Genomic DNA, 23387 nt, shown 5'->3' with positions numbered 1-23387 from the left:
AAAGTTCAATGCCAGAGTTTTGCTGGCATGATCACTCAAGATTCCGAGAGATCATGAAACTTAATAACACTTCCTTATATTCCAATTTACAGTTACGCTAAAGGTAGTTCAAAATCTGATATAATTTGTCAGTATTATTATGCAAATATTGCAAAAAAAGATGTTAAAGATGAACTGAAGAAATTTCAAACCGTTATAAAATATTTAAAGAAGTTCTATCGACGTAGTAAAGTTCGAAATAAATATCTAAGTAATAGTAAACTGTTTTATGAGGTTCTTTACTGGGGAACATCTATTGTACTTAGAAATAAAAATGAAATTAAAGATGAAGATATAGAAAAGGTGTATGATCTGCTTGATAATGCTAGTCAATGTGATGAAATATGGCAAAGGATTATAAACAATTCACAAAAAAATATAGAACTTATTTTTGAGCCCAATGGGAGCCATTATTACTCTGCGATAAACAATAGATATAATTTAGTTGCAAATATTTTTCAAATAGTATTTAATATTGATTTTCAAAAACATTTAAAGGACTCAGAATCCTTTAAGAATATTATGAATCAAGGTGAGATTGATGAAATTAAACACTATAAAATTAATAAACCATTACCTGAAACATTAACCATTGAGGATATTATTTCTGATATGAAAAAATCTAGATTTTTAATAAGGCCAGATTACCAGAGATCAGAAGTGAAAAATTTACAGAAAGCGTCTTATTTGATGGAGAGCATTCTACTAGGAATTAATATACCACCGTTATTTGTATATAAACGTGCAGATAAGGTTAAAGAGGTAGTAGATGGTCAACAAAGACTTCTTACTATACTAGGATTTTTGGGGAGGACATATGTAGATGAAAGAGGAGGGGTTGTTAATTCTAATAAGGATAGATTTAAACTTACAAAAATAAAGATATTGTCGGAATTGGAAGGTAAAAGTATTGAAAACATAGGCAGCAATTTTGAAGAAAAAGTGTTAGAATTTCCTATGGATATAATCGAGATCGATTATGAACAAAATCCGGATTTTAGTCCCATCGATTTATTTTTAAGATTAAATACAAAGCCATATCCTATTAAAGAAAATACTTTTGAAATGTGGAACGCTTATGTAGATAAAGATATTGTTATTAAAGTCAAGAGTATAGCTAATAAATACGAAAAGAAGGTATTTAGAGCTAAGGATAATCGAATGAAGCTAGAAGAGTTAATAACATCTCTGGCTTATATTGATTACAGAATGAATCAACCTAATACTGATATTTGCAATGTTTTAAATATTTATAAAAGAAATGACAGAATGTGCTCAAGAATAATGAGTAAAGATAATGTAACAAAAACGTTAAGTGATTTATCAATTAATTCACCTAAACTTTTTATAAGTGCATTAGATAATGTCGAGCTTTTTATTGAAAAGATTCTTTTACTAATAGATAATGATACAGATAGAATGAGAGATCTTTTTAATCATTCGAGAAAGGGGACACTATATAAAACTGATCAAAACTATTATTTTTTATGGGCAATGTTATTTAACATTACTTTAGAAGAGATTAAAATAAACAAAGCATGTCTGTTTGAGAATATAAAAAAATTTTTCCAGATAGCACAAAAGGTTCCCAATGAATGTACAGTTGAAAAATTTATTAACATGTTAAGTATTAAGTTAAAATAATAAAGATAGGTGTGGAAAAGATAAGTAGCTGGATCGTATTGATGAGGTTTTGTATGCCTTATAAAAGGTACTTAATGAATTTCTTATTGGTAGTAGTAAAGTGAAGTGTTGAAAATATAAATGCACGTTTTTCATAGTGGATTTATTCTGATATGGGAGGGAAGATCGCATGTCCGCCCAGGGCCAATTCTGCTCTGTGAACATCATTTTTATACACTCAACACATCTGGATTGCGTGAATCGTGACAACGACTTGATTAAGGCGTGGAAAGATTATTGGGAACAACAAGATATTCATATTGGATTTGGTGGTGTTCCATCATACCAAAATGCGATTGCTGGTGTTCCACATATTTGTATGAAAGTTCCTACAGGCGGCGGAAAAACTTTCATGGCCTGCGCATCAATAAAGAAAATATTTGATGCAATGCCTTTGGATAAGCCACGTGTGGTCATCTGGCTTGTTCCGTCAGATCCCATTTTGATGCAGACAATTAGAACTCTTTCCGATGTGAATCATCCATATCGGCGGCTGCTTGAGTCGGATTTTGCAGGGCGGGTTGGTGTATACACAAAAGAAATGTTGTTAAATGGACAGGGATTTTCCCCAGATACGGTTCGTGAAATGCTTACGATTTGTATCTTAAGCTATGGTTCGCTGCGAATTGACAGCAAGAAGAAAGATGTACGCAAGGTATATCAGGAAAATGGGAATCTTCTTCGCTTTGCAGAATTTTTTAAGGATGATGATGTGTTGCTGGCGGATACGCCGGATACTGCGCTCATCCAGGTACTTCGCCATCTTTCCCCTGTTACGGTTGTAGATGAGAGCCATAATGCCGGATCAGATTTGAGCGTAGAAATGCTGAACAACCTAAATCCGTCCATTGTTTTAGATTTGACTGCGACACCGCGTAAGAATAGTAATATTATTTCCTATGTGGATGCCCGTGAACTGAAAAAGGAAAACATGGTCAAGCTTCCGGTGGTGGTCTATAATCGCACCAATAGGCAGAGCGTAATTCAGGATGCAATTCAACTGCGGGGCAGTATTGAGAGGCAGGCAATTGCAGAAGAGCAATCTGGCGGACATTATATCCGCCCCATCGTTCTTTTCCAGGCTCAGCCTAAAACGAATGGTGATAGTGAAACCTTTGATAAAATCAAGACCATGTTGGTTGATATGGGCATACCGGAAAAAGAGATCGCTATTAAGACTTCAAAGGTTGATGATTTGGGAAATACGGATCTGTTGAAGCATGATTGTGAGATACGGTATATTATTACGGTTAATGCATTAAAGGAGGGGTGGGATTGCCCATTTGCTTATATATTGGCTTCATTGGCTAATAAAACGTCTTCCGTAGATGTGGAACAGATCCTAGGACGGATTTTGAGGCAGCCATATGCGAAGCAGCATGCAGCCCCACTTCTCAACACTTCTTATGTGCTGACCTGTTCCAATGATTTCCATAATACATTGGAGAATATCGTAGCGGGATTAAATAAGGCAGGATTCTCAAGAAAGGATTTCCGTATAGGAAAGGCAGAAGAAATACCGGAAACGCCCACACTGGAAGAACCCTATCATCAAATGGGTCTGCAGACTGGAGAACAGGAACAAGACGAGGCAGATACTTTTGAGGATATAGTTCCTGAAGAAATCCGGGGAGTATTAGAGACTGGAAGTGAAAATGCAGAAGCGGCACCAGCTATTGTGGACATGATTAAGGAGGCATCCAAACAGGCAGAGGAATATAATGATGCCATTGCAGATACAAATGATTCAGGGTTGATTGGAGGCGAGCTGGGAGATATGCTGCAGCAAAATAAAATACAATCACATTTTAGAGAAGAAGTGGAAAAAATACATGTTCCTCAGTTCTTCCTAAAAACAGTGCCGGATTTATTTGGTGATGAATACGAATTGCTGGAACCTGAGAACCTGTCAGAGGGATTTTCTTTAAGCGGGCAGGATGCTACAATCAGTTTTGAGCTTGCTACAGGAGAAATGTATAAGGTAGATATCCAGGAACAGGGAGAAGCTGTACCAAAATACAAGCGTACATCTAAAAGTGAGAGTGAATATATCCGGGAGTACCTTTCAAAATTACCGCCCGAAAAGAAAATTGAACAATGCGCGGATATGATTTGCCATCAGATTAACAAGAATAATAGATACGCTGCGGCGGAAATATCAGATTATGTGCATCGCATTATTTCTAATATGAGTAATGACGAGCTGACTGCTATGGAAACAGCCATCCCCGTTTATGCGAATAAGATCCAGAAAAAGATAGACACATTGGAAAATATATATCGTGAACAGCAATTTTTCAAGTGGCTCGATAGCGGGAAAATCGTGTGCCGTGAAAACTATGTATTGCCAGAAGTAATCACCCCGGCATATACTACAGATTCGATTCCATACTCATTGTATGATGCAGAAAAAGATGATATGAATCATTTTGAGCATAATCTGCTTGATGTGATAGTAGGGTTTGAAAATGTGAAATGGTGGCATAGAATCATTGAGCGTAAAGATTTAAGACTAAATGGATATATCAATCATTATCCGGATTTCATGGTTATGACAAAGGATGGAAAAATTGTTTTGATTGAGGCAAAGGGCGATTATCTTGATGGAGATGATAGTAAATCCAAGTTACGTCTTGGCAGAAAGTGGGCTGCACAGGCTGGGCGCATGTATCGCTATTTTATGGTGTTTAAGGATAAGGATTTAGGAATGGATGGAGCATATACAGTGGATAAATTTGCTGTTGTCATGAAAGAATTGTGAATTAGTCCTATTTGAAAATACGGAATGTTTTTTGAAGGAGGAATCTATGGCATATGGAAAATCGATAGAACTGTTTCTGGCGAATGGTACAGCAGACAGCCTTATAACGGCAGAATTGTCTAACTGGAATGGAAAGGCAATTAAAATCCCGCGAATTGAAGTAAGCGAATGTAATCGTGATGATATAAAAGGCGCTGGAATCTATTTTCTCTTCTGTAAAGAAGATGATGATTCTGATTCCGTATATATCGGTGAGGCAGAGAATATTCAAGAGCGTTTAATACAGCATTTACGTGATTACTCCTCGGAAAAAGAAAAGTATTATTGGAATACAGCGGTTCTGTTTGTTGAGAGAGATTTAAATAAAGCCCTAATACGATATTTAGAAAATCGTTTAGTAGAAATAGCGCGCAAGAGTAAGCGCTATATAGTGCTAACAAAAAATACATACCGGAACACAGTGATGAAAGAATCACAAATCGCGGCTATGGAAGAATTTGTGGATAACATCAAGATTCTTATTAGCTCATTGGGCTATAAGGTTTTAGAACCAATGCTTCAGAATGACAGTGTTTCAAGTCAGGATAATGAGATGCTTTATTTGACGGTTGGAGGCACGGAAGCTAAGGCTATGATCACAACAGAAGGATTTGTTTTGATTTCTGGATCGTCAGTAAATGAGAAGACTACCGTGAAATCACTTAGTGCTGGTATGGTGAAATTACGAAATAAGTATCTTGATGCTGGGAAAGTAAAGAACTGGAAAACTGTAGAAGATATTCTATTTTCCAGTTCTTCGGCCGCCGCAGTGTTTGTTTTGGGCTATAGTGTAAGCGGACCAGCAACTTGGAAAGATAAAAATGGAAGAACGCTAAAAGAAATCGAAGCAAAATTGACGGAGTAACGATTGTTTATCTTGGATAGAAGAAAAAGTTATAATGGGAGGTGATGCGGAGTGATACGATGAGAAACTATGATTTATTTGGAGGTCGCGAATAGTTTAAATCAAGAAAATTGAAAGAAGCGTTGTGTGTAATAGGGAATATGATGAAAATATCATAAAAGATAATGTGAAGAAAATAGATGCTTATGAAAAACAGTTGATAATTTGTTATGTTGAAAAAGGGAGATGCCAAATGCACCAACGATATTGATTCAAAAATGTTTTAGACATGCAAAATAATTAAGACAAGTATATATCTTTTGATTCTCAAAATCAATATATTATTTTAGGTCATAATCTCCAAAATATAATGACAACCAGAGAAAATCTATTTGAGTTAAATACAATTCAAAAAGATGAGATGACTATATTTACACTAAAAGAATATTTATAAACACTATTTATTAATACGGTAGCCGTCGCTTGTGAAGAGCGGCGGTTTTTATGAAGAAAAGAGATTGAAAAATGAGGTGGCATATCCCCGTTTTTTGCTGAATTGCCGCTAGAGAAATCCGATGGCAGTCGGCAAGAGATAGAGGAACAGGAGCATGATGAGAGCCATGGCTACTGTATAGAATAAAGTTTTTGATGCTTATGATATCGAAAATTTTATTGTTGGAAGTAGAAAACAAACAAAGGACGCGTCTCGAAATTAATCCTCGAATAAAACGAGAGTCGCCAGTTCTGAAAAATCATGTTATAATTTTTAGGAAAACAATCATTTCGAGCGATTCGCAAAAAGGAATTTCGTTAGTATCTAAATATGGATTATATCTGCCTAGTAGAAAAGGGTTGGTTAATTATGTAAGAAGGGTTTTGAGATATTACGTAAGAAAGAGGGGATGAGCTATATGAGAAAAACAGTGGAAGTACCGGCATATCATGAAATGATGCAGGAATTGTTTCAGGCCATAAAAGAATTAGGGGGGTCGGGAACGATACAAGAGATTGATGATAAAACGATTGAAATATTAGGTTTATCTCCAGAAGTATTAACAATTATGCATGGTGATACCAGTAAATCAGAAGTCGAATATAGGTTGGCGTGGACAAGAACATATATGAAAAAGGTTGGAATTTTAGAGAATTCTGCACGTGGAGTATGGGCGCTAACTACGGTAGGCCGTGAATTACAGGAAATAAATTCGGATGAAATTGTTAAAAAGGTTCGTGAAATGACCTTATTAAAGATGAAAGATACGAAAGAGATAAGTCTTGAGGATCATAATTTAGAAAATGACGGCGTTGATACACCAGATGAAATCCAGACATGGCGCGAAAAACTCAAAAATGTATTAAAAAATTTAAAACCGGATGCATTTGAACGTTTAACACAACGATTATTAAGAGAGTCTGGATTTACACAAGTAAAAGTTACGGGAAAGACTGGGGATGGTGGAATTGATGGAATGGGAATAATAAAATTGAATGGAATAATTAGCTTCCATATGCTTTTTCAGTGTAAAAGATATACAGGAAGTGTGTCTGCTGGTGAAATTCGGGATTTTAGAGGAGCTATGCAGGGAAGGGCTGATAAAGGCCTGTTTATTACAACCGGTAAGTTTTCTGCACCTGCAATTGAAGAGGCCAATAGACCTGGAGCTACTCCGATTGATTTAGTTGATGGGGATGAATTGGTAGAAAAGTTGAGAGAATTACAGTTAGGAGTTGCCCCGGTCAATGACTATGTAATTGATGATGCTTGGTTTTTATCAATTTAGGCCCCGGATTTACTGGTACATCATTTACATAGACAGTATTTATCAACCGGATAGCATCAAGCATTTAATCATAAGCAATATAAAAGGGTAAATATATGAAAAACATACAAAAAAACACAATCCCCAAACACAGAAAACTCCATCTGATATTCAGATTCCTCCAGGGCTCCAAACTCTATTTTGCCGCGGCCGTAGCCGCATCCCTGGTATCAACCATATTAAATGCCCTGACACCGCAGATTTTTCGCTTCAGCATTGATGAGGTGCTCAGTGGAAGCAGCGGAACCATCAGCAGCAGCGGAACCAGCGGAAGGTACCTATCCAGCCACCTCTGGGTTCTGGCGCTGATGATTGTGGCGGTGGCAATCGCCTCCGGTATTTTTACCTACATCAGCCGTACCAATACAGCCAGGGCAGGGGAGAATTTTGCTAAAAATTTGCGGGATACATTATTTATCCATGTGCAGAAGCTTCCCATAAGATGGCATGACAGGAACCAGACAGGGGATATTATCCAGCGGTGTACTTCTGATGTGGAGGTGATACGCGGATTTGTGGTTACCCAGCTTCTGGAGGTGTTCCGCACGGCCTTTCTTGTGCTTACGTCTTTTGTCATGATGTTTTCCATGAATGTGAAGCTTTCCTGCATCGTTCTCCTGTTCGTGCCGGTTGTTGTGGTGTACTCCACTGTGTTTTACCGGCTGATAGCCAAGCGGTTTACCACTGCGGACGAGGCAGAGGGAGAACTTTCCACGGTCGTGCAGGAGAATGCAACAGGAGTGCGCGTGGTGCGGGCATTCGGACGGGAACAATTTGAGATGCAGCGGTTTGACAAGAAGAATAATGCCTTTGCCAAGCTGTGGATTCGTCTGGGGACGTTATCAGGACTGTATTGGGGGATTGGGGATCTGATAACGGGGCTGCAGGTGATTGCGGTTATTATTTTCGGAGTGGTGGAAGCTGTGAATGGTTCCATATCGGTTGGTGAATTTGTGGCGTTTGCGGCTTACAATTCAACGCTGGTGTGGCCAATCCGCGGCCTTGGGCGTATTCTCTCTGATATGAGCAAGGCTGGCGTTTCGTTTGAACGTGTGGATTATATCATACGCTCCCAGGAAGAAGCCTATGGAAAGACAGATGAAAAAGGAGGGAAGGAACGCGAACATTCCAGTGGAAAGTATGATATCTCCTTCCAGCATGTATCCTTCGGATATGAGGAAGGAAAGGATGTGCTCCGGGATATTTCATTTACAGTTCCGGAAGGTAGCACCTTTGGGATTCTGGGCGGAACGGGCAGCGGGAAGTCTACGGTAATCCAGCTTCTTTCACGGCTCTATGAGCTGGAGGAAAACAGGGGAAGCATCTGTATTGGCGGCAGAGCTGTTAAGGACCTCCCCATTGAGGAGCTCAGGAGAAATATAGGAATGGTATTGCAGGAACCCTTTTTGTATTCCAGGACAATCCGGGAAAATATAGCGGCTTCCGTACCAGGCGCGTCTCTGGAGGAGATTCGGTACGCGGCTCAGATTGCGTGTATTGACGACGCCATTATGAGTTTTCCGGATGGATATGACACTCTTGTGGGGGAACGGGGAGTTACTTTGTCGGGAGGGCAGAAGCAGAGGATTGCTATTGCCAGAATGCTGCTTCGGAAAGCTCCCATTATGGTGTTTGACGATTCCTTATCAGCAGTGGATTCCCAGACAGATTACCGCATCCGCTGCGCGCTGAAGGAACATATGAGGGAGGCTACAGTTATTCTGATATCCCACAGAGTGACATCTCTTATGGGCGCGGATGAAATCCTGGTGCTGAATCAGGGAAAAATAGAAGAACGCGGAACCCACGGGGAACTGATACGGAGAAATGGAATCTATCGCAGGATTTATGAAATACAGATGAGCCGTGATGACAGAGACCTGATGGGACAGGATGAAAAGGATAAAAAGAATAAAAAGGATAAGAAGAGTAAAGAGGATAATAAGATAGAGGATAAGATGGATGGGGGGATAATCAATGGCAGCATATGAAGAACAGGAGTATAACAATCCCTTTAGCTTCCGCATATGGATGAAGCTGTTTCCGTTTTTCAAGCCGTATAAGAAGTTTTTCGCAATTACGCTGGGTCTTAATATTCTGCTTGCGGGAGTGGATATCCTTGTGCCTCTGTTCCAGAGCTATGCCATTGACACATTCATTATCCCGGACCGTTTGGATGGGCTTGGAGTATTTACCCTGGTTTATATTTCTGTTATTGTGGCCCAGACTGTCTGCGTGTATGTGTCGGTTCACGCGGCTACATCCATAGAGATGAATGTGGGAAAGGATTTAAAGAGAGCGCAGTTTAAACATTTGCAGACCTTGTCGTTTTCCTACTATAATACGACTCCGGTGGGATATATCCACGCCCGGGTGATGAGTGATACTCTGAGGATTGCGGGGATGATAGCCTGGGGCCTGGTGGATATGTTCTGGGCCCTGATTTATGTGGTCAGTGTGTTTGTGATTATGTTTATGCTGAACGCGCAGCTGGCATTTATCATCACCATGATTGTTCCGTGTATTGCCCTTTTGACCGTGTATTTCCAGAATCGGATTCTGAAATGGAACCGGAAGGTGAGGCGGATCAATTCCCAGATTACCAGCGCCTACAATGAAGGCATTACCGGGGTTAAGACGTCAAAGAGTATGGTCATTGAATCGGACAATGAAAAACGCTTCTTTGAAAAGACATCGGATATGCATCAGGCGGCGATCCGTTCGGCTAAGCTGAATGCGGTCTATATTCCGGCTATTTTGTTTTTCAGTTCTGTGGCCTCAGCTGTGGTGTTGGCAAAGGGTGGCTATATGGTCCAGGAAAATATCATTAAACTGGGGACGCTGTCTGTATTTATCTCGTATGCGGTTGTTATATTTGAACCCATACAGCAGCTTGCCAGGCTGCTGGCGGAGTTGATTTCCTGTCAGGCAAATATTGAGCGGGTGATGGATCTGCTGGAACAAAAGCCCAATGTGGTGGACAGAACCGATGTGCTCAGGAAGTACGGGGACGCATTTTCACCCAATAAGTGTAATTGGGAAAAAATCCAGGGAGACATTGTGTTTGAGGATGTTTCCTTTATGTACCCGGACGGGAAGGAATATGTGCTGGAACATTTTAACCTTCATGTGCCTGCCGGCATGAATGTTGCCATTGTGGGTGAGACAGGGGCGGGAAAGTCTACCCTTGTGAACCTGGTGGGGCGTTTCTTTGAACCTACAAAGGGAAGGATATTGATTGACGGCGTGGATTACCGGGAACGGTCGCAGCTGTGGCTTCACAGCCAGATTGGTTATGTGCTGCAAAATCCGCATCTGTTTTCGGGAACTGTGCGGGAAAATATAAGGTATGGCCGCCTGGATGCATCGGATGAGGAGATTGAGGAGGCGGCCAGGAATGTGTCTGCGGACATGGTTGTGGCGAAAATGGAAAAGGGATATGACAGCGATGTGGGTGAAAGCGGAGGCCTGTTGTCCACAGGCGAGAAGCAGCTGATTTCGTTTGCGCGGGCAGTTCTGGCCAATCCTGCCATTTTCGTTCTGGACGAGGCCACCTCCTCCATTGATACCCAGACGGAAAAACTGATTCAGGATGCCACCAACCATCTGCTGAAGGGACATACTTCCTTTGTGATTGCACACCGTTTATCCACAATCCGTCAGGCTGATTTGATATTGGTTGTAAAGGACGGGAAAATCATAGAGCGGGGCAGTCATCCGGAACTGCTGGAGCAAAAGGGATATTATTATGAACTGTATTCCAGGCAGTTTGAGGAAGAGGAGGCTATGAAGGTGTTCGCAGGGGCAACGTTCGCGGGAGAAACAGATTGGGAATCAGTATGCCAGCCATAAATAAGGAGAAAAAATGAGACTTCAAGAAGCGTGTGTCCGGTTTAATAAATTAGCAGGTATCAGATTTGAGGAATTGTTCAGCCAGAACGATATGAACATGATTATCATTAATAAAGGGAAAACAGGCCAGCTTTTGGAGCTGGCCCTGGGAATGCATTTGTCCAGCACAAATCTGGATTTTGATGATGGGGAATTGAAAACTAACAAGTGTGATAATGCAGGTAATCCAAAGGAAACGGTTTTTATTACACAGATTAGCAGTGTGATCGATGAACTTATTCAGGAGCGCCCCTTTGAGGAAACGCATTTGTACGAAAAAATCAGCAATATTTTATATGTGCCGGTCTGTAAAGACGGCGATCCCAAAGACTGGATGTTTTTGCCCAGCATCCATATCGATCTCAGTTCGCCCCGGTATGCGCAGCTTCGGGATATTTGGCGTTCAGATTACTACTCCATTTGCAGGCAGCTGAGGATGCACATAGAGACAAGCCCGGATAGGCGTATACATACATCCAACGGACAGCATATACAGGTGCGGAGCAAGGATTCAATGCCGTATCACCCTATTTATTCCGAAGTATATGGCCGTTATGTTTCAAATAAGAACCATGCGTTCTATTTCCGTAAGGAGTTTGTTTATGATATCCGCAGTATAAGCAGATAGGTATGGGTACCGGAACATTTGTCAGGAAGGCCGAATCCGGCCTTCTTCTGCCGGCCTTGCCGATTCCGGCTATTCACCGCCGGCCCGTTTTTTAATATACGTCTGATTTCACCCCGCCTTTTTATTCTGCTAACCGGCCCCCGCCGGTCAATACTCCACATGCATCACTATATTTTGTGGATAATCTCCATATGATTTTCCGAAAATGTTGATTCCGCCCACATGTTTTGCGTCCTTTTTAATTTCTATCTTAAAAGAGATATAGGGCTGGGCTGAAAGCGCAAGGGTATCAATGTTGATTTCTTCTGATTTCATCACCCCGTCTAAATAAGTTCCGCTCCCATCCACGCTGATTGTTTTTAAAAGACCGAATTGTGTGTTTCCGTCTGTCCACCAGATCGGTGTCAGTTTTCCGTGCCTTCCTCCAAAATCACCAGGAGAGGTATAGGTAAGAAGTTCCCTGTCATTGATGGAAAATGTAATGTCGGAGGGCCACACATTCCGGTATCCAGGTGCCTCGGAGCAGATTTCCAGGCTGAATGATACATAATTTGGATTTTTGCCGCTGATGAAATGGTTCGGGAAGCGGTATTCCACAAAACCCCTCTGGAACCAGATTAACTGTGCCGCGCTTCTGCCGGGTGAGTAAAAAGATTTTATATCATCGCAGGAATCAATGTAGGTTTCCTCGTTTACCATTCCGCAGGTCGGATGAATCCTGAAATCGTAATAATTCCCAATGGGCATATCCACGCTGAATGACCGCCGCTCCTTTTCCTGGGGGGAAGTGTTGATAGACAGAAACACATCCTCTGCCCTGGAACTGCATACTTTTTGGGAACCCCGGACGCCCGGAAGCATCTCTGTATTAATCAGATTGGCTTCTTCCAGCATATTCACATGAAATGCAGCCGATGAAACAGGAATCGTAAGCTCCTGCGCCAGTTCCACGATATTCATGGACTTATGTTTTAACAGCGCCAGCATCCGGATTCTGACTCTGGATGAAAGTGCCTTCCCAAGCCGTTCAAATAATTCAAAATTCTCTTCCGAATCAATGTCAAGTACAATATGCCGGTCTATCTTTTCTTTTTCATTTGCTGATTGCCGATTCATAGATACCCCCCGCAGCTGACTTTTATGCATAGCCAATTTTTACACATAGCTGACTTTTACACACATACAACTTCCTGCATAGCAAACCTTTTTCAGCCATACCCATTCAGAATGCTTTATTGTATTATTATATCGGGTGTAAAAGTAAAAAACAAGGAGATAGAATGTTAATTCTGCCATTTGTTACAGTAATACTGTATTAATCAAACCACACCAAAACATTAATTTTGGAAATATGCACAAATATTTTATTATTATACCCATAATATATTGACATTTTGTACAATAAGTGCTATTTTAAAGGTACATTAAAACTGCAAGTAAAGATGTGAGGGTGCCATGACAAAATTTTATAAAAAAGGATATCCCAGACCACAGTTCGTGAGGGAATCATTTTTCTCCCTGAATGGAGAATGGAACTTCAGATTCGATCCCCGAAAGGAGGGAATCAAATGCGGATGGCAGAATGGATTTGAAGACCGTAAAATTATCGTTCCGTTTTCGTATGAAAGTCCGGCGGGCGGAATTGGGGTACAGGATGAATGCAATGTTGTCTGGTATTCCAGAAGCCAGTCATTTGAACTTCACGAAGGGAAAAGAATCCTTTTAAACTTTGAAGGATCGGATTACCGGACGGAGCTCTGGGTCAATGGAATTTATATGGGAGTTCACGAAGGCGGATATACCAGATTCACCTTTGATATTACAGAAGCACTGAAAAAAACGGGGAATCAGCTGGTCTGCCGCATTGAAGATACCTATTCGACCGTACAGCCCAGAGGAAAACAGCGGTGGCTTAAACAAAATTATGACTGCTGGTATACCCAGACAACGGGAATCTGGAAGGATGTATGGGCAGAAGAAACTGACAGCAGTTATTTAACAGCCCTTTATTTAACACCTCTCTATGACGAAAATTCCCTGGAAGTTGATTATGAACTGAATTTATGGAAGGACAGCTCTGATTCATTTGAAATTGAAACCATTATTACATTTGAGAATTTTACCATTTATTCCGGAAAAGATAAAGTCATAAAAAATGCGTTTTCCAAAAAAATCTCTCTTGTTAATGATGAAATCAAGTGGAAAGTACGATACTGGTGTCCTAAATCACCTAACCTCTATGATGTATGCATCAGAATTTATAAAAATGGGAAGGTAATTGATGAGGTTGGTTCCTATTTCGGTTTACGGAAAATATCCACTGATTCCGGCAGAGTAAAACTCAATAACATGGACTTTTATTTAAAGATGGTGCTGGACCAGGGCTACTGGGAATCGTCCCTGCTGACCCCGCCGGATGAAGAGGCGCTGATTCTGGATATTAAAAAAATACTGGAATATGGATATAACGGAGTGAGGAAACACCAAAAGATTGAAGACGAACGCTTCTACTACTGGGCTGATGTCTATGGTCTTACTGTCTGGTGCGAGGCGCCTTCGTTCTATGAATTTGACCGCAGGGCCATTGAATGTGTGACAAAAGAGTGGGTTGACATTGTAAAACAGCATTATAACCATCCGTCCATCATTACCTGGGTTCCATTTAATGAATCCTGGGGGATTCCAAGAATCCTATGTGATAAAAAACAGCAGGTTTTTACGGAAGCCATTTACTATCTGACGAAATCCCTGGACACCACCCGGCCTGTCATCAGCAACGACGGATGGGAGCACACGAAATCCGATATCATAACACTTCATGATTATGCGGAATATGGGGAGGATCTTCTTAGCCACTGGACGGATTGGGAACAAAACCTGTCCAATACCCAATCCTTTAACGGGGAGCGCTATGCCTTTGCCGGCGGCTTCCGTTATGAGGGACAGCCTATTATTTTAAGTGAATTTGGCGGAATCGCTTTCTGTAAGGATGAAAAGGCGTGGGGATATGGGAACGCAGAAACATCAGAAGGCAGTTATCTGGAACGGCTGAATAGCCTGACAGACGCGATATATAGTATGGATTTTATCAGCGGATATTGTTACACACAGCTGACCGACGTAGAACAGGAACAAAACGGACACATGGATATGAACAGACGGGACAAAGTGGGTGCCGAAAAAATAAGAACCATTATACAAGGAGGAAGAAAATGAGAAAGAGATTATTAGCACTTGGACTGGCAGGAATCATGGCGGCGTCAGCTGCCTTAACCGGATGCTCCGGTTCCAATGGAGCGGCAGAAACAAAAAGTGAAGCAGCCCAGACAGAGGGATCTGAGGGCGGAAAAACAGTAATTACCTTTTGGAACGGTTTTACGGGTTCTGATAAGGACACCCTGGAAGCACTTGTTCAAAAGTACAATGATACCAATGATAAAAACATTGAAGTACAGATGAATATAATGCCCTGGGACAGCCTTTACCAGAAGCTCGCCACGGTACTTCCTGTAGGCGAGGGGCCTGATATCCTGGCATTTGCTCCGGAGCGCCTTGGCACGTATGCGGAACCGGGTGCCCTGGCGCCTGTTGACGATGCTTATGCAGATGGAATCATTGATGAATCAGTGGTGCCCGATGCGCTGAAGGACAATTTAAAGTGGAAGGGGACCTATTACGGCGTACCCATGAACTTTGCAACCCTTCTTTTATATTACAATAAAACAATCTTTACAGAAGCCGGATTAGACCCGGAAACGCCTCCTGCAACCTGGGATGAACTGGAGCAGTATGCAGAGCAGATTGTGGAGAAAACAGGAAAATACGGTTTTGACATGGCGGTTAAGGAGACAACCCCAATGTGGTGTATCATGCTGTGGGGAAATGGCGGAGATTTCATAAAAGATGGAAAAGCTGTTTTCAACAGTCCTGAAAATGTGGAAACCATCACCAGGTGGGCGGAAAATATCCGTGACAAGAAATTTGGTCCGGAGGTTTTAACCGGAGGTGAAATTGACAAGCTGTTTGAAAGCCAGAAACTGGCCATGTACTTCTGCGGGCCATGGGCAACCACCGGATTTAAGAACGCAGGCATTGATTTTGGTGTTGCGCAGGCGCCAAAGGGACCAGAGCAGCAGGTTACACAGGCAAACGGTGTTGGCATGTTTTTAACTGCATCCAGTAAGAATAAAGAGGCGGTTTACGACTTTTTCAAATACTGGAATTCTGTTGACACACAGGTTGAGTGGTGCCTGGGAACAGGATTTCCGCCTGCAAGAACTGATATCGCGGACGATGCGCGTTTAAACGAAAATCCATATATCAAAGAATTTGCAAAACCGGCAAATGAGAGCCAGATGTATTTGCAGCAGTTAACTAACTTTGCAGATATTGAGAATCAGGCTATTACTCCTGCATTTGAAAAAATTCTTCTGCAGAACGCAGATGTAAAAGAATCCCTGGATGAAGCAAATGACATCATTCAGAGCATGCTGGAATAGGACCCTGTAGAGGAGAATGTAAATGATGAAAACTTCACTGGAAAGAAAGAGGGAAAGAGCCGGCCTTTATTTCGTTCTCCCCTCCATGACCATTTTTACCGTATTCGTATTTATTCCGCTGATTATCGCTTTTATATTCAGCTTTTTCAAATTCGACATGATGTTCCAGAATTTCCAGTTTCAAAAGCTGGGTAATTACGCAAAGCTGGCGGGTGATAAAAAGTTTTGGAATGCCCTTTTTAATACGGTTTATTACACCGCCTTCACGGTTCCCGTGCAAATCGGGCTGGCTCTTGTGACGGCGGTTGCGGTAAAAAGAAAGGGATGGCTGAGCGGATTTTTTAAGTCTGTTTATTTTATTCCCGCCATCTGTTCCATGACCATTGTTTCCATCCTATGGAGTTTTCTGGTTAATCCGGACATCGGAATGTTCTGCTACTGGGCAAAACTCCTTGGTTTCAACCCAATCAATGTTTTGAGCAGTCCCACATGGGCCATGCCTACGGTTATTCTTGTCAGCGTATGGAAAAATTTTGGTTTTAATATGGTCATCCTTCTGGCAGGATTAAATGGAATTGATGAGTCCTATTATGAGGCCGCCAATATTGACGGCGCCACCGGATTCCAGAAATTCAGGGGAATCACCATCCCCATGCTGATGCCGACGTTAAGTTTTACGGTTGTGAACTGCATCATAGGCTCCTTCCAGGTATTCGACCAGGTATACATCATGACGAAGGGCGGACCTTTATTTAAGACACAGACACTGGTGCAGCTTATATACAGCATGGCTTTTGATTCGTTCAACATGGGCTACGCGTCCACCATTGCGGTTGCGCTGTTTATCATCACCTTTATTATTTCAGTATTCACCTTTAAACATATGACAAAAGGTGAAGAAGATTTGGGCTGACGGGAGGAATACACATGACGCGGACAAATAACATTTACCGGAAAAATGCCGGGAAGATCATTATAACCATCCTGCTTGCAGCCCTGGCCTTTATTGTTCTGTACCCGTTTATCTGGATGCTGGTCACATCATTTAAACCGGAAGCCGAGATTGTATCCTATCCGCCAAAGCTGTTTTCGGGAAGGTTCAGTCTGGATTCCTATATCAATATCTGGAAGCGGGTTCCATTTTTAAAATACTACCGCAATACCATTATTTTCTCCACAGCAGTGACCGTTACATCGCTGGTGTTTGACACCATGGCAGGTTATGCCTTTGCCAGAATGAATTTCCCCGGAAAAAACATTATGTTTCTTATGGTTATGGGAACCATGATGATTCCCTTCCAGGTAATCATGGTTCCGCTCTACATTGAAATTTTTAAATTTGGCCTTATCAATACGTATCCGGGACTGGTCCTTCCGCGGGCAACCAATGCCTTTGGTATTTTCATGATGCGCTCCTTCTTTATCTCCCTTCCCAAAGGGCTGGAAGAAGCCGGACGGATTGACGGCTGCACGGAATTCGGGATTTTTAGGAAAATCATGGTTCCGCTGTGCAAACCGGCCATTGTATCCCTGTTCATATTTCATTTTATGTATCAGTGGAACGACTTATTGTATCCGCTGCTCCTGACAACGGATGATAATATGAAAACCCTTCCCTCTGGTCTTGCCACCTTCATGGGAACCCATGTGGTCGAATACGGTATTATTATGGCGGGCGCGTGCCTGTCCCTTCTGCCAATCTTAATCGCTTACTTTATTGCGCAGAAGCAGTTTGTACAGGGAATCGCAATGACAGGTATGAAAGGATAAAACAAATGAAAGCGGAAATTACTATCAAAGAAGGAAATAAACGGCCTGTAAACCCTCTGATTTTCGGACACTTCATAGAATATATGAGAGACTGTATCGACGAAGGCATGTGGGCGCAGCTGTTAAAAAACAGGAGTTTTGAAATATCGGAGCACGTAAAAGACGGAGTTCCTGATTTCTGGCACCGGACAGGTGTAAAAGATGCCTTTCACTTTGAACAGGACTGGGACCACACTATTTCCAGGGAAGGCTGTTCTCTTAAGATAACAGACCGAAACCATTATGACGGGTATGCCGGAACCGCGCAGACCGGTTTATGTATCCAGAATGGAAGGTATGAAGGATATGTCTGGATGAAGTCTGAGCAGGAGGTTCCTGTTTCCATTGAAATTTACGATAAAGAAGGACGGGAATTTTTAAGCAAAACCATTTCTGTAAACGGGGAATGGAAAAAATACTGTTTTGATTTTCGATCCGCTGCAGTTACTTACACAGGAACAATGGAAATCCGATTAAAAGCAGCGGGTACATTATGGGTGGATGGCTGTTCTCTCATGCCTTCTGATACGGTAGACGGAATATGGAGAGAAGTATTTGAACGGATAAAAAACATTTCCCCTGCTGTGATACGTTTTCCCGGCGGCTGTTTTGCCGACTGCTATCACTGGGAGGACGGTATCGGTGAGCGGGACACCCGTCCGGTCCGTAAAAATGAGCATTGGGGCGGTTACGAGGATAACAGTTTTGGTATGGACGAATATATGGAGTTCTGCCGTAAAATCGGCTGTGAACCTATGATCTGCGTCAACTTTGGAAGCGGGACAGCGGAGGAAGCCGCAAATTGGGTGGAATACTGCAACGGCTTGGCCGACACGCCTTACGGCCGGTTAAGGGCTGCCCACGGTCATCCCGAACCCTGGAATATCAAATACTGGGATATCGGAAATGAAACCTTTGGTGATTGGGAAATAGGCCATCTGGATGCCTCCGGATATGCGGTCAAGTATCTATCCTTTTATGAAGCCATGAAGGAGAAGGATCCGACCATCACTTTCATGGTATGCGGCGGGGACGGAGACAGCATTTCCCAGGAATGGAACCGGAAGATTTCAGAAATCATCGGAGACAAAATGGATGTGGTATGTCTCCATATGTATTCACAGAAAGAGATACAGGGCGAGCATGACAGCAGGGACATCTACTACGCAACAGCTGGTTCCGTGAAAAAGTACGAAGGGATTTTAAACGACTCCTGCGAGACCATACGCAAAAGCGGCAATCCGGCTGCCATGGCAGCGGTTACAGAGTATAATGTGGGAACCATTATTGACTCTTACCGGGAACAGACATTAGAGGCCGCTATTTTCAATGCCGGCATGCTCAATATGTTTTTAAGGAATACAGATAAGCTTGCCATGTGCAATTTGTCAGATTTGGTGAATGGATGGCCCGGAGGATGCATTGTAAGCAAGGACGGTCATGCATTTGGGACTGCAACGTACCATGTTATGTCCATGTATTCCGGAAGCCGTTTAAAAGAGGTTTTAGACATAGATGTTTTCTCGCCAACCTACAGTACGTCTGAACAGATTGGAAATATAGAACCGCTTTCCGGTGTCCCTTACGTGGATGCGGCGGCCTGCCTTGACGAAAATGGAAATACGGTTATTTTTGCGCTGAACCGTTCCTGCGATCAGGAAGCGGTTCTTGAAATTAAATATGAAACTCCAAATAAAACCGTGGAAAAGGCAGAAATCACCACCATTACTTCGGAGAAAACTTCTGATATGAACACATTGCCGGATGAATCCATTGTACCGGCTGCCTGCATGATGCAGACACAGTCCGGCAGTGTTACGCTGGCGAAACATTCTGTAAATAGAATCGTACTTCTGCCATAAGATATTCTCATATCACAGACATAGGCTGCACACGAAATGACTCAGACAGTTATTTTTCGTGGCAGCCTTTTGTATTCCTATACTGCGCAAAAGCAGGTAGAAGATTTTATGGTTCGTGATATACTGGAAATAATGGGTTGACAGGGACAGAATATTATGAGGCTACGGGAAAAGGTATCTATATATAGTGTAAAATAACATTACACCAAGTGGAAGGTTTTAGAACAGGGGGGATCTATGAGAGATGAGCAGGGAAATAATCTGTATTCAATTGGTAAGCTTGCCGATATTGTAGGGATTCCGGCAACAGCCCTCCGCTTTTATGATGAACAGGGTGTTTTGAAGCCTCAAATAAGGGATGATGAGACGGGATACCGCTATTATACGGAAGAGCAGGTCATGAAATGCATGTTTATATCCGAGATGAGACGCCTGGGTCTCACCGTAGCAGACATTAAGGCACTATGTGAAAAAAGCAGTCTCACATTTCAGCGTGAGGCACTGATTAATAGGATGGTTCTGCTTAACGATGAGCTGGACCATCTGCTTTTCAAAAAGGCATATCTGGAAGAATTGATGAGAAATGTGGATATGGGGTTAGGGTACTTTGAGAGCGCAAAGATTTGCAGGGAAAACCACATTCCTATCAAGATTAAGTATTACCCCGCGGCCTATGCTGTCACCATACCGGTTTACAGGTGTTTTTATGAGCAGGAGAAGTTTTCTACCACCCACAGGCTTCTCTATGATATATGTGAGCAAAAGCATCTGAGAATCTGCGGGCCTGCAACGTCCAGGTTTGAGGACCCTGGTATGGAACATTTAAAAAAACCTTTTTATAAATCCCAGTGGATATTACCTGTGGTAAAGCCGGAAGAGGACATGAAGGGTATTACCCTGTTTCCCGAAATGTGGTGTGTTTACACGTCCCATGTGGGCCCATACAGGAATATTTTGGAGCAGTATGAAAAACTGATGGATTATTGTGCGGAATACGGCCTGAAAATTTCAGGCAATCCCATAGAGGAATACATGATAAGCTGCGCCAATATATGCGGTTCTGAGAATTATATCACCAATGTGATGTTCCCTATTGAGCTGCCTGAATAAATGAATGATTTGATATATGGACCATTTAAAAAGAGAGCGTTTTCCGCTCTTTTTTTGTTTGAAAATTATCAGGTAAACCTTGACTTTACATCAACTTGAATCTCTATAATCAAATTTAGGAAAAACGCGTTTTCTTAATATTTTACAGGAGGAGGTTAGCAGATGAGTACTGATAAAAACCTGCGTCTGGATATGGAAATCGTCCATATAAAGGACATCCGGTTCGGCGCAAAAACAGAAGTCAGGTCCGGCATCCTGTTTATCAACAAACAGGAAATGGTTGAGGCAATCGCGGATCCTTTCTTCAGCTCCATTGACATTGATCTCGCAAGACCAGGTGAATCTGTGAGAATCATACCAGTTAAGGATGTGGTTGAGCCAAGGGTAAAGCTCGACGGCAAGGGAGCAGGTTCATCCTTCCCGGGCTTTGCAGGGGCCTATGAAGGCTGCGGAGAGGGACGGCTTAAGGTATTTAAAGGCTGTGCCATTGTTACTACAGGAACCATAGTTGGTGTGCAGGAGGGTGTGATTGATATGAAGGGAACCTGTGCGGACTATTGTTATTACTCTAAGCTGAACAACATTGTAGTTGTCGGAAATTGCCCGGATGGCACAGAACCCCATGCCCATGAAGCTGCCTGCAGGCTGCTGGGACTCCATGCTGCCAATTATGTTGCAGAGGCTGCAATGGATGCTGATGCCGACGCATATGAGACTTATCAGCTTACCCCTGTGGACCCTGCCAGGAAACTGCCAAAGGCCGGGGTCATCTATATGGCTATGGCCCAGGGCCTGATTCATGATAACTACATATACGGGGTTAATGCGGGAAAAACAAACCCTGTCTACATGAATCCAAATGAGATCTTTGACGGTGCAATCGTAAATGGATGCTGCGTGATTGCCAGTGATAAAAATACCACATGGGACCACCAGAATAATCCCCTGTTAAAGGAGCTGTATAAGCACCATGGTGTGGATCTGGAATTTGCCGGCTGTATTGTAACACCCACCCATACGGTACTCCATGATAAGGAACGCAACAGTCACGCGGCTGTCAGAATGGCCAGGTCTCTTGGCTGGGATGTTGCAGCGGTAGTGGAAGAGGGAGCGGGAAATCCGGACGCGGATCTGATGATGATGATACGCAGTCTGGAAAAAGCAGGAATCAAAACCGTGGGCATGCTTTCCGCATGCTGTGGGGAAGAGGGCACTACAGACAGCACACCGGAGGCTGATGCCTGTATCAATACCGGGACAGATGCGGACTATATGCCCGTTCACCTGGAAAAGATGGATAGGATTATAGGAGATGCAAAACAGATTAGGGTACTTTCCGGCGGTTCTCTTGACGGTTACAATGCAGATGGCAGTGTTGATGTAAACATGGTCGCCATCATGTGTTCAATGAACCAGATGGGGATGACCAGGATGTACTCCGTGGTTCTGTAAGGAGGATAGGTGAGAATGAAGATTATTCATTATATAAATCAGTTCTATGCCCAGATTGGCGGAGAAGAGAAGGCTGATACACCTCTTTCGGTAAGAGAGAACGCCATGATTGGTCCGGGGGTGGCGCTTAAGGCAGCAATGGGGGATGAAGCTGAGATTGTGGCAACCATTGTATGCGGTGATAATTATTTTAATGAGAACCTTAACGAGGTCACGGCAGGCGTAGCAAAAGCCCTAGAGAAATATAAGCCGGACATAGTAATCGCAGGACCTGCCTTCAATGCGGGACGCTACGGAATGGCCTGCGGTAACATTCTTAAAATCTGCAGTCTGAAAGGCATACCGGCTTTTTCGGGAATGTACCCCGAAAATCCCGGTGCAGAAATGTTCCGTACATACGGTTTTATTACAAAAACCAGAAATTCTGCCGGGAGTATGAGGTCTGCGATAGCGGATATGACTGCCCTGATTAGGAAAGTCCTTACGGACCCCAGGTCCTTAAACCCCAAGGCCGACAACTATATCCAAAGGGGACAGAGAATCAACAAATTTTCCAACAAGACCGGCGCTGAAAGGTGTGTTGAAATGATGCTTAATAAGGTCAATGGAAGGCCCTACGAAACAGAACTGCCGATGCCTACATACAACAGAGTGCCTCCGGCGCCTGCCATTAAGGAGCTGTCCAAGGCTGTCATAGCCCTGGTAACAACTGGTGCTGTTGTGCCGGAGGGGAACCCGGACCATATTGAGACCGGTATTGCAACTAAGTTTGGAAAGTACTCATTTAGTAAGGATTACGGCGGTTTCCATATGCCCAGGCATCAGATGATACATGGAGGCTGCGATCCTGTATATGCCCAGGAAGATCCCAACCGAATGATTCCTGCCGACGTATTAAATGATCTCTCGGAATCTTGAGTGATCATGCCAGCAAAACTCTGGCATTGAAC

16 protein-coding genes are annotated in these 23387 nt (G+C 42.7%); 15 read left to right on the top strand and 1 reads right to left on the bottom strand.

The genetic code is table 11. From position 1 onward, the window contains the following. Positions 1-342: 342 nt before the first annotated feature. The 7 genes from LI015_RS26455 to LI015_RS26425 all read left to right on the top strand — a co-directional run bounded on the left by LI015_RS26455 (position 343) and on the right by LI015_RS26425 (position 11705). Positions 343-1683 carry a DUF262 domain-containing protein gene (locus tag LI015_RS26455; RefSeq protein ID WP_227126670.1) on the top strand — a complete coding sequence of 447 codons (1341 nt, stop codon included), beginning with the start codon at positions 343-345 and terminating at the stop codon, positions 1681-1683. A 235-nt stretch (positions 1684-1918) separates the two neighbouring features. Then, complete coding sequence (locus LI015_RS26450; protein ID WP_227126669.1) at positions 1919-4483, top strand: DEAD/DEAH box helicase; 2565 nt, start codon at positions 1919-1921, stop codon at positions 4481-4483. 46 nt (positions 4484-4529) lie between these two features. Beyond that, positions 4530-5387 carry a GIY-YIG nuclease family protein gene (locus LI015_RS26445; protein ID WP_227126668.1) on the top strand — a complete coding sequence of 286 codons (858 nt, stop codon included), beginning with the start codon at positions 4530-4532 and terminating at the stop codon, positions 5385-5387. An 890-nt stretch (positions 5388-6277) separates the two neighbouring features. Continuing rightward, complete coding sequence (locus LI015_RS26440; RefSeq protein WP_002570654.1) at positions 6278-7147, top strand: restriction endonuclease; 870 nt, start codon at positions 6278-6280, stop codon at positions 7145-7147. Between the two features lie 95 nt (positions 7148-7242). Beyond that, a complete protein-coding gene (locus LI015_RS26435; protein WP_227126667.1) occupies positions 7243-9177 on the top strand; it encodes an ABC transporter ATP-binding protein in 1935 nt (644 codons plus the stop codon). Then, positions 9164-11038, top strand: coding sequence for an ABC transporter ATP-binding protein (locus LI015_RS26430; RefSeq protein ID WP_002565605.1), 1875 nt, complete (start codon positions 9164-9166; stop codon positions 11036-11038). The genes LI015_RS26435 and LI015_RS26430 overlap by 14 nt, the downstream gene beginning before the upstream one ends. Positions 11039-11051: 13 nt before the next feature. Beyond that, positions 11052-11705: a MutH/Sau3AI family endonuclease gene (locus LI015_RS26425; RefSeq protein ID WP_021895387.1), complete on the top strand. Its 654-nt coding sequence runs from the start codon at positions 11052-11054 to the stop codon at positions 11703-11705. Between the two features lie 147 nt (positions 11706-11852). Here LI015_RS26425 and LI015_RS26420 read toward each other — a convergent pair whose 3' ends face one another. After that, positions 11853-12821 carry an ArsR/SmtB family transcription factor gene (locus LI015_RS26420; protein ID WP_002570649.1) on the bottom strand — a complete coding sequence of 323 codons (969 nt, stop codon included), beginning with the start codon at positions 12819-12821 and terminating at the stop codon, positions 11853-11855. A 339-nt stretch (positions 12822-13160) separates the two neighbouring features. Here LI015_RS26420 and LI015_RS26415 point away from each other — a divergent pair, with 339 nt between their 5' ends. From LI015_RS26415 to LI015_RS26380, 8 genes are all read left to right on the top strand, one after another. Beyond that, on the top strand, positions 13161-14921 hold the full coding sequence (locus LI015_RS26415; RefSeq protein ID WP_117626837.1) for a glycoside hydrolase family 2 protein: 1761 nt from the start codon (positions 13161-13163) through the stop codon (positions 14919-14921). Further along, positions 14918-16204 (top strand): ABC transporter substrate-binding protein, encoded by a 1287-nt coding sequence (locus tag LI015_RS26410; RefSeq protein WP_118018552.1) that lies wholly within the window; start codon positions 14918-14920, stop codon positions 16202-16204. Before LI015_RS26415 ends, LI015_RS26410 begins: the two co-directional genes overlap by 4 nt. A gap of 22 nt (positions 16205-16226) precedes the next feature. After that, positions 16227-17117: a carbohydrate ABC transporter permease gene (locus tag LI015_RS26405; RefSeq protein ID WP_227126666.1), complete on the top strand. Its 891-nt coding sequence runs from the start codon at positions 16227-16229 to the stop codon at positions 17115-17117. Between the two features lie 14 nt (positions 17118-17131). Continuing rightward, positions 17132-17974, top strand: a complete 843-nt coding sequence (locus LI015_RS26400; RefSeq protein ID WP_002570645.1) for a carbohydrate ABC transporter permease — start codon at positions 17132-17134, stop codon at positions 17972-17974. A 5-nt stretch (positions 17975-17979) separates the two neighbouring features. Then, entirely contained in the window at positions 17980-19875 is a 1896-nt protein-coding gene (locus tag LI015_RS26395; RefSeq protein ID WP_227126665.1) for an alpha-L-arabinofuranosidase C-terminal domain-containing protein, read from the top strand. A 237-nt stretch (positions 19876-20112) separates the two neighbouring features. Further along, complete coding sequence (locus LI015_RS26390; RefSeq protein WP_002565596.1) at positions 20113-20985, top strand: MerR family transcriptional regulator; 873 nt, start codon at positions 20113-20115, stop codon at positions 20983-20985. Between the two features lie 162 nt (positions 20986-21147). After that, positions 21148-22437, top strand: a complete 1290-nt coding sequence (locus tag LI015_RS26385) for a glycine/sarcosine/betaine reductase component B subunit (protein ID WP_002565595.1) — start codon at positions 21148-21150, stop codon at positions 22435-22437. A gap of 15 nt (positions 22438-22452) precedes the next feature. Further along, positions 22453-23355, top strand: a complete 903-nt coding sequence (locus LI015_RS26380) for a glycine/betaine/sarcosine/D-proline family reductase selenoprotein B (RefSeq protein ID WP_227126664.1) — start codon at positions 22453-22455, stop codon at positions 23353-23355. The last annotated feature ends 32 nt before the right edge of the window (positions 23356-23387 follow it).

The sequence above is a fragment of the Enterocloster sp. 210928-DFI.2.20 genome, assembly GCF_020554465.1.
Lineage (GTDB): Bacteria > Bacillota > Clostridia > Lachnospirales > Lachnospiraceae > Enterocloster > Enterocloster bolteae.
The sequence above is the reverse complement of the archived record's forward strand: the minus strand, read 5'-3'. Positions and strand labels throughout refer to the sequence as shown.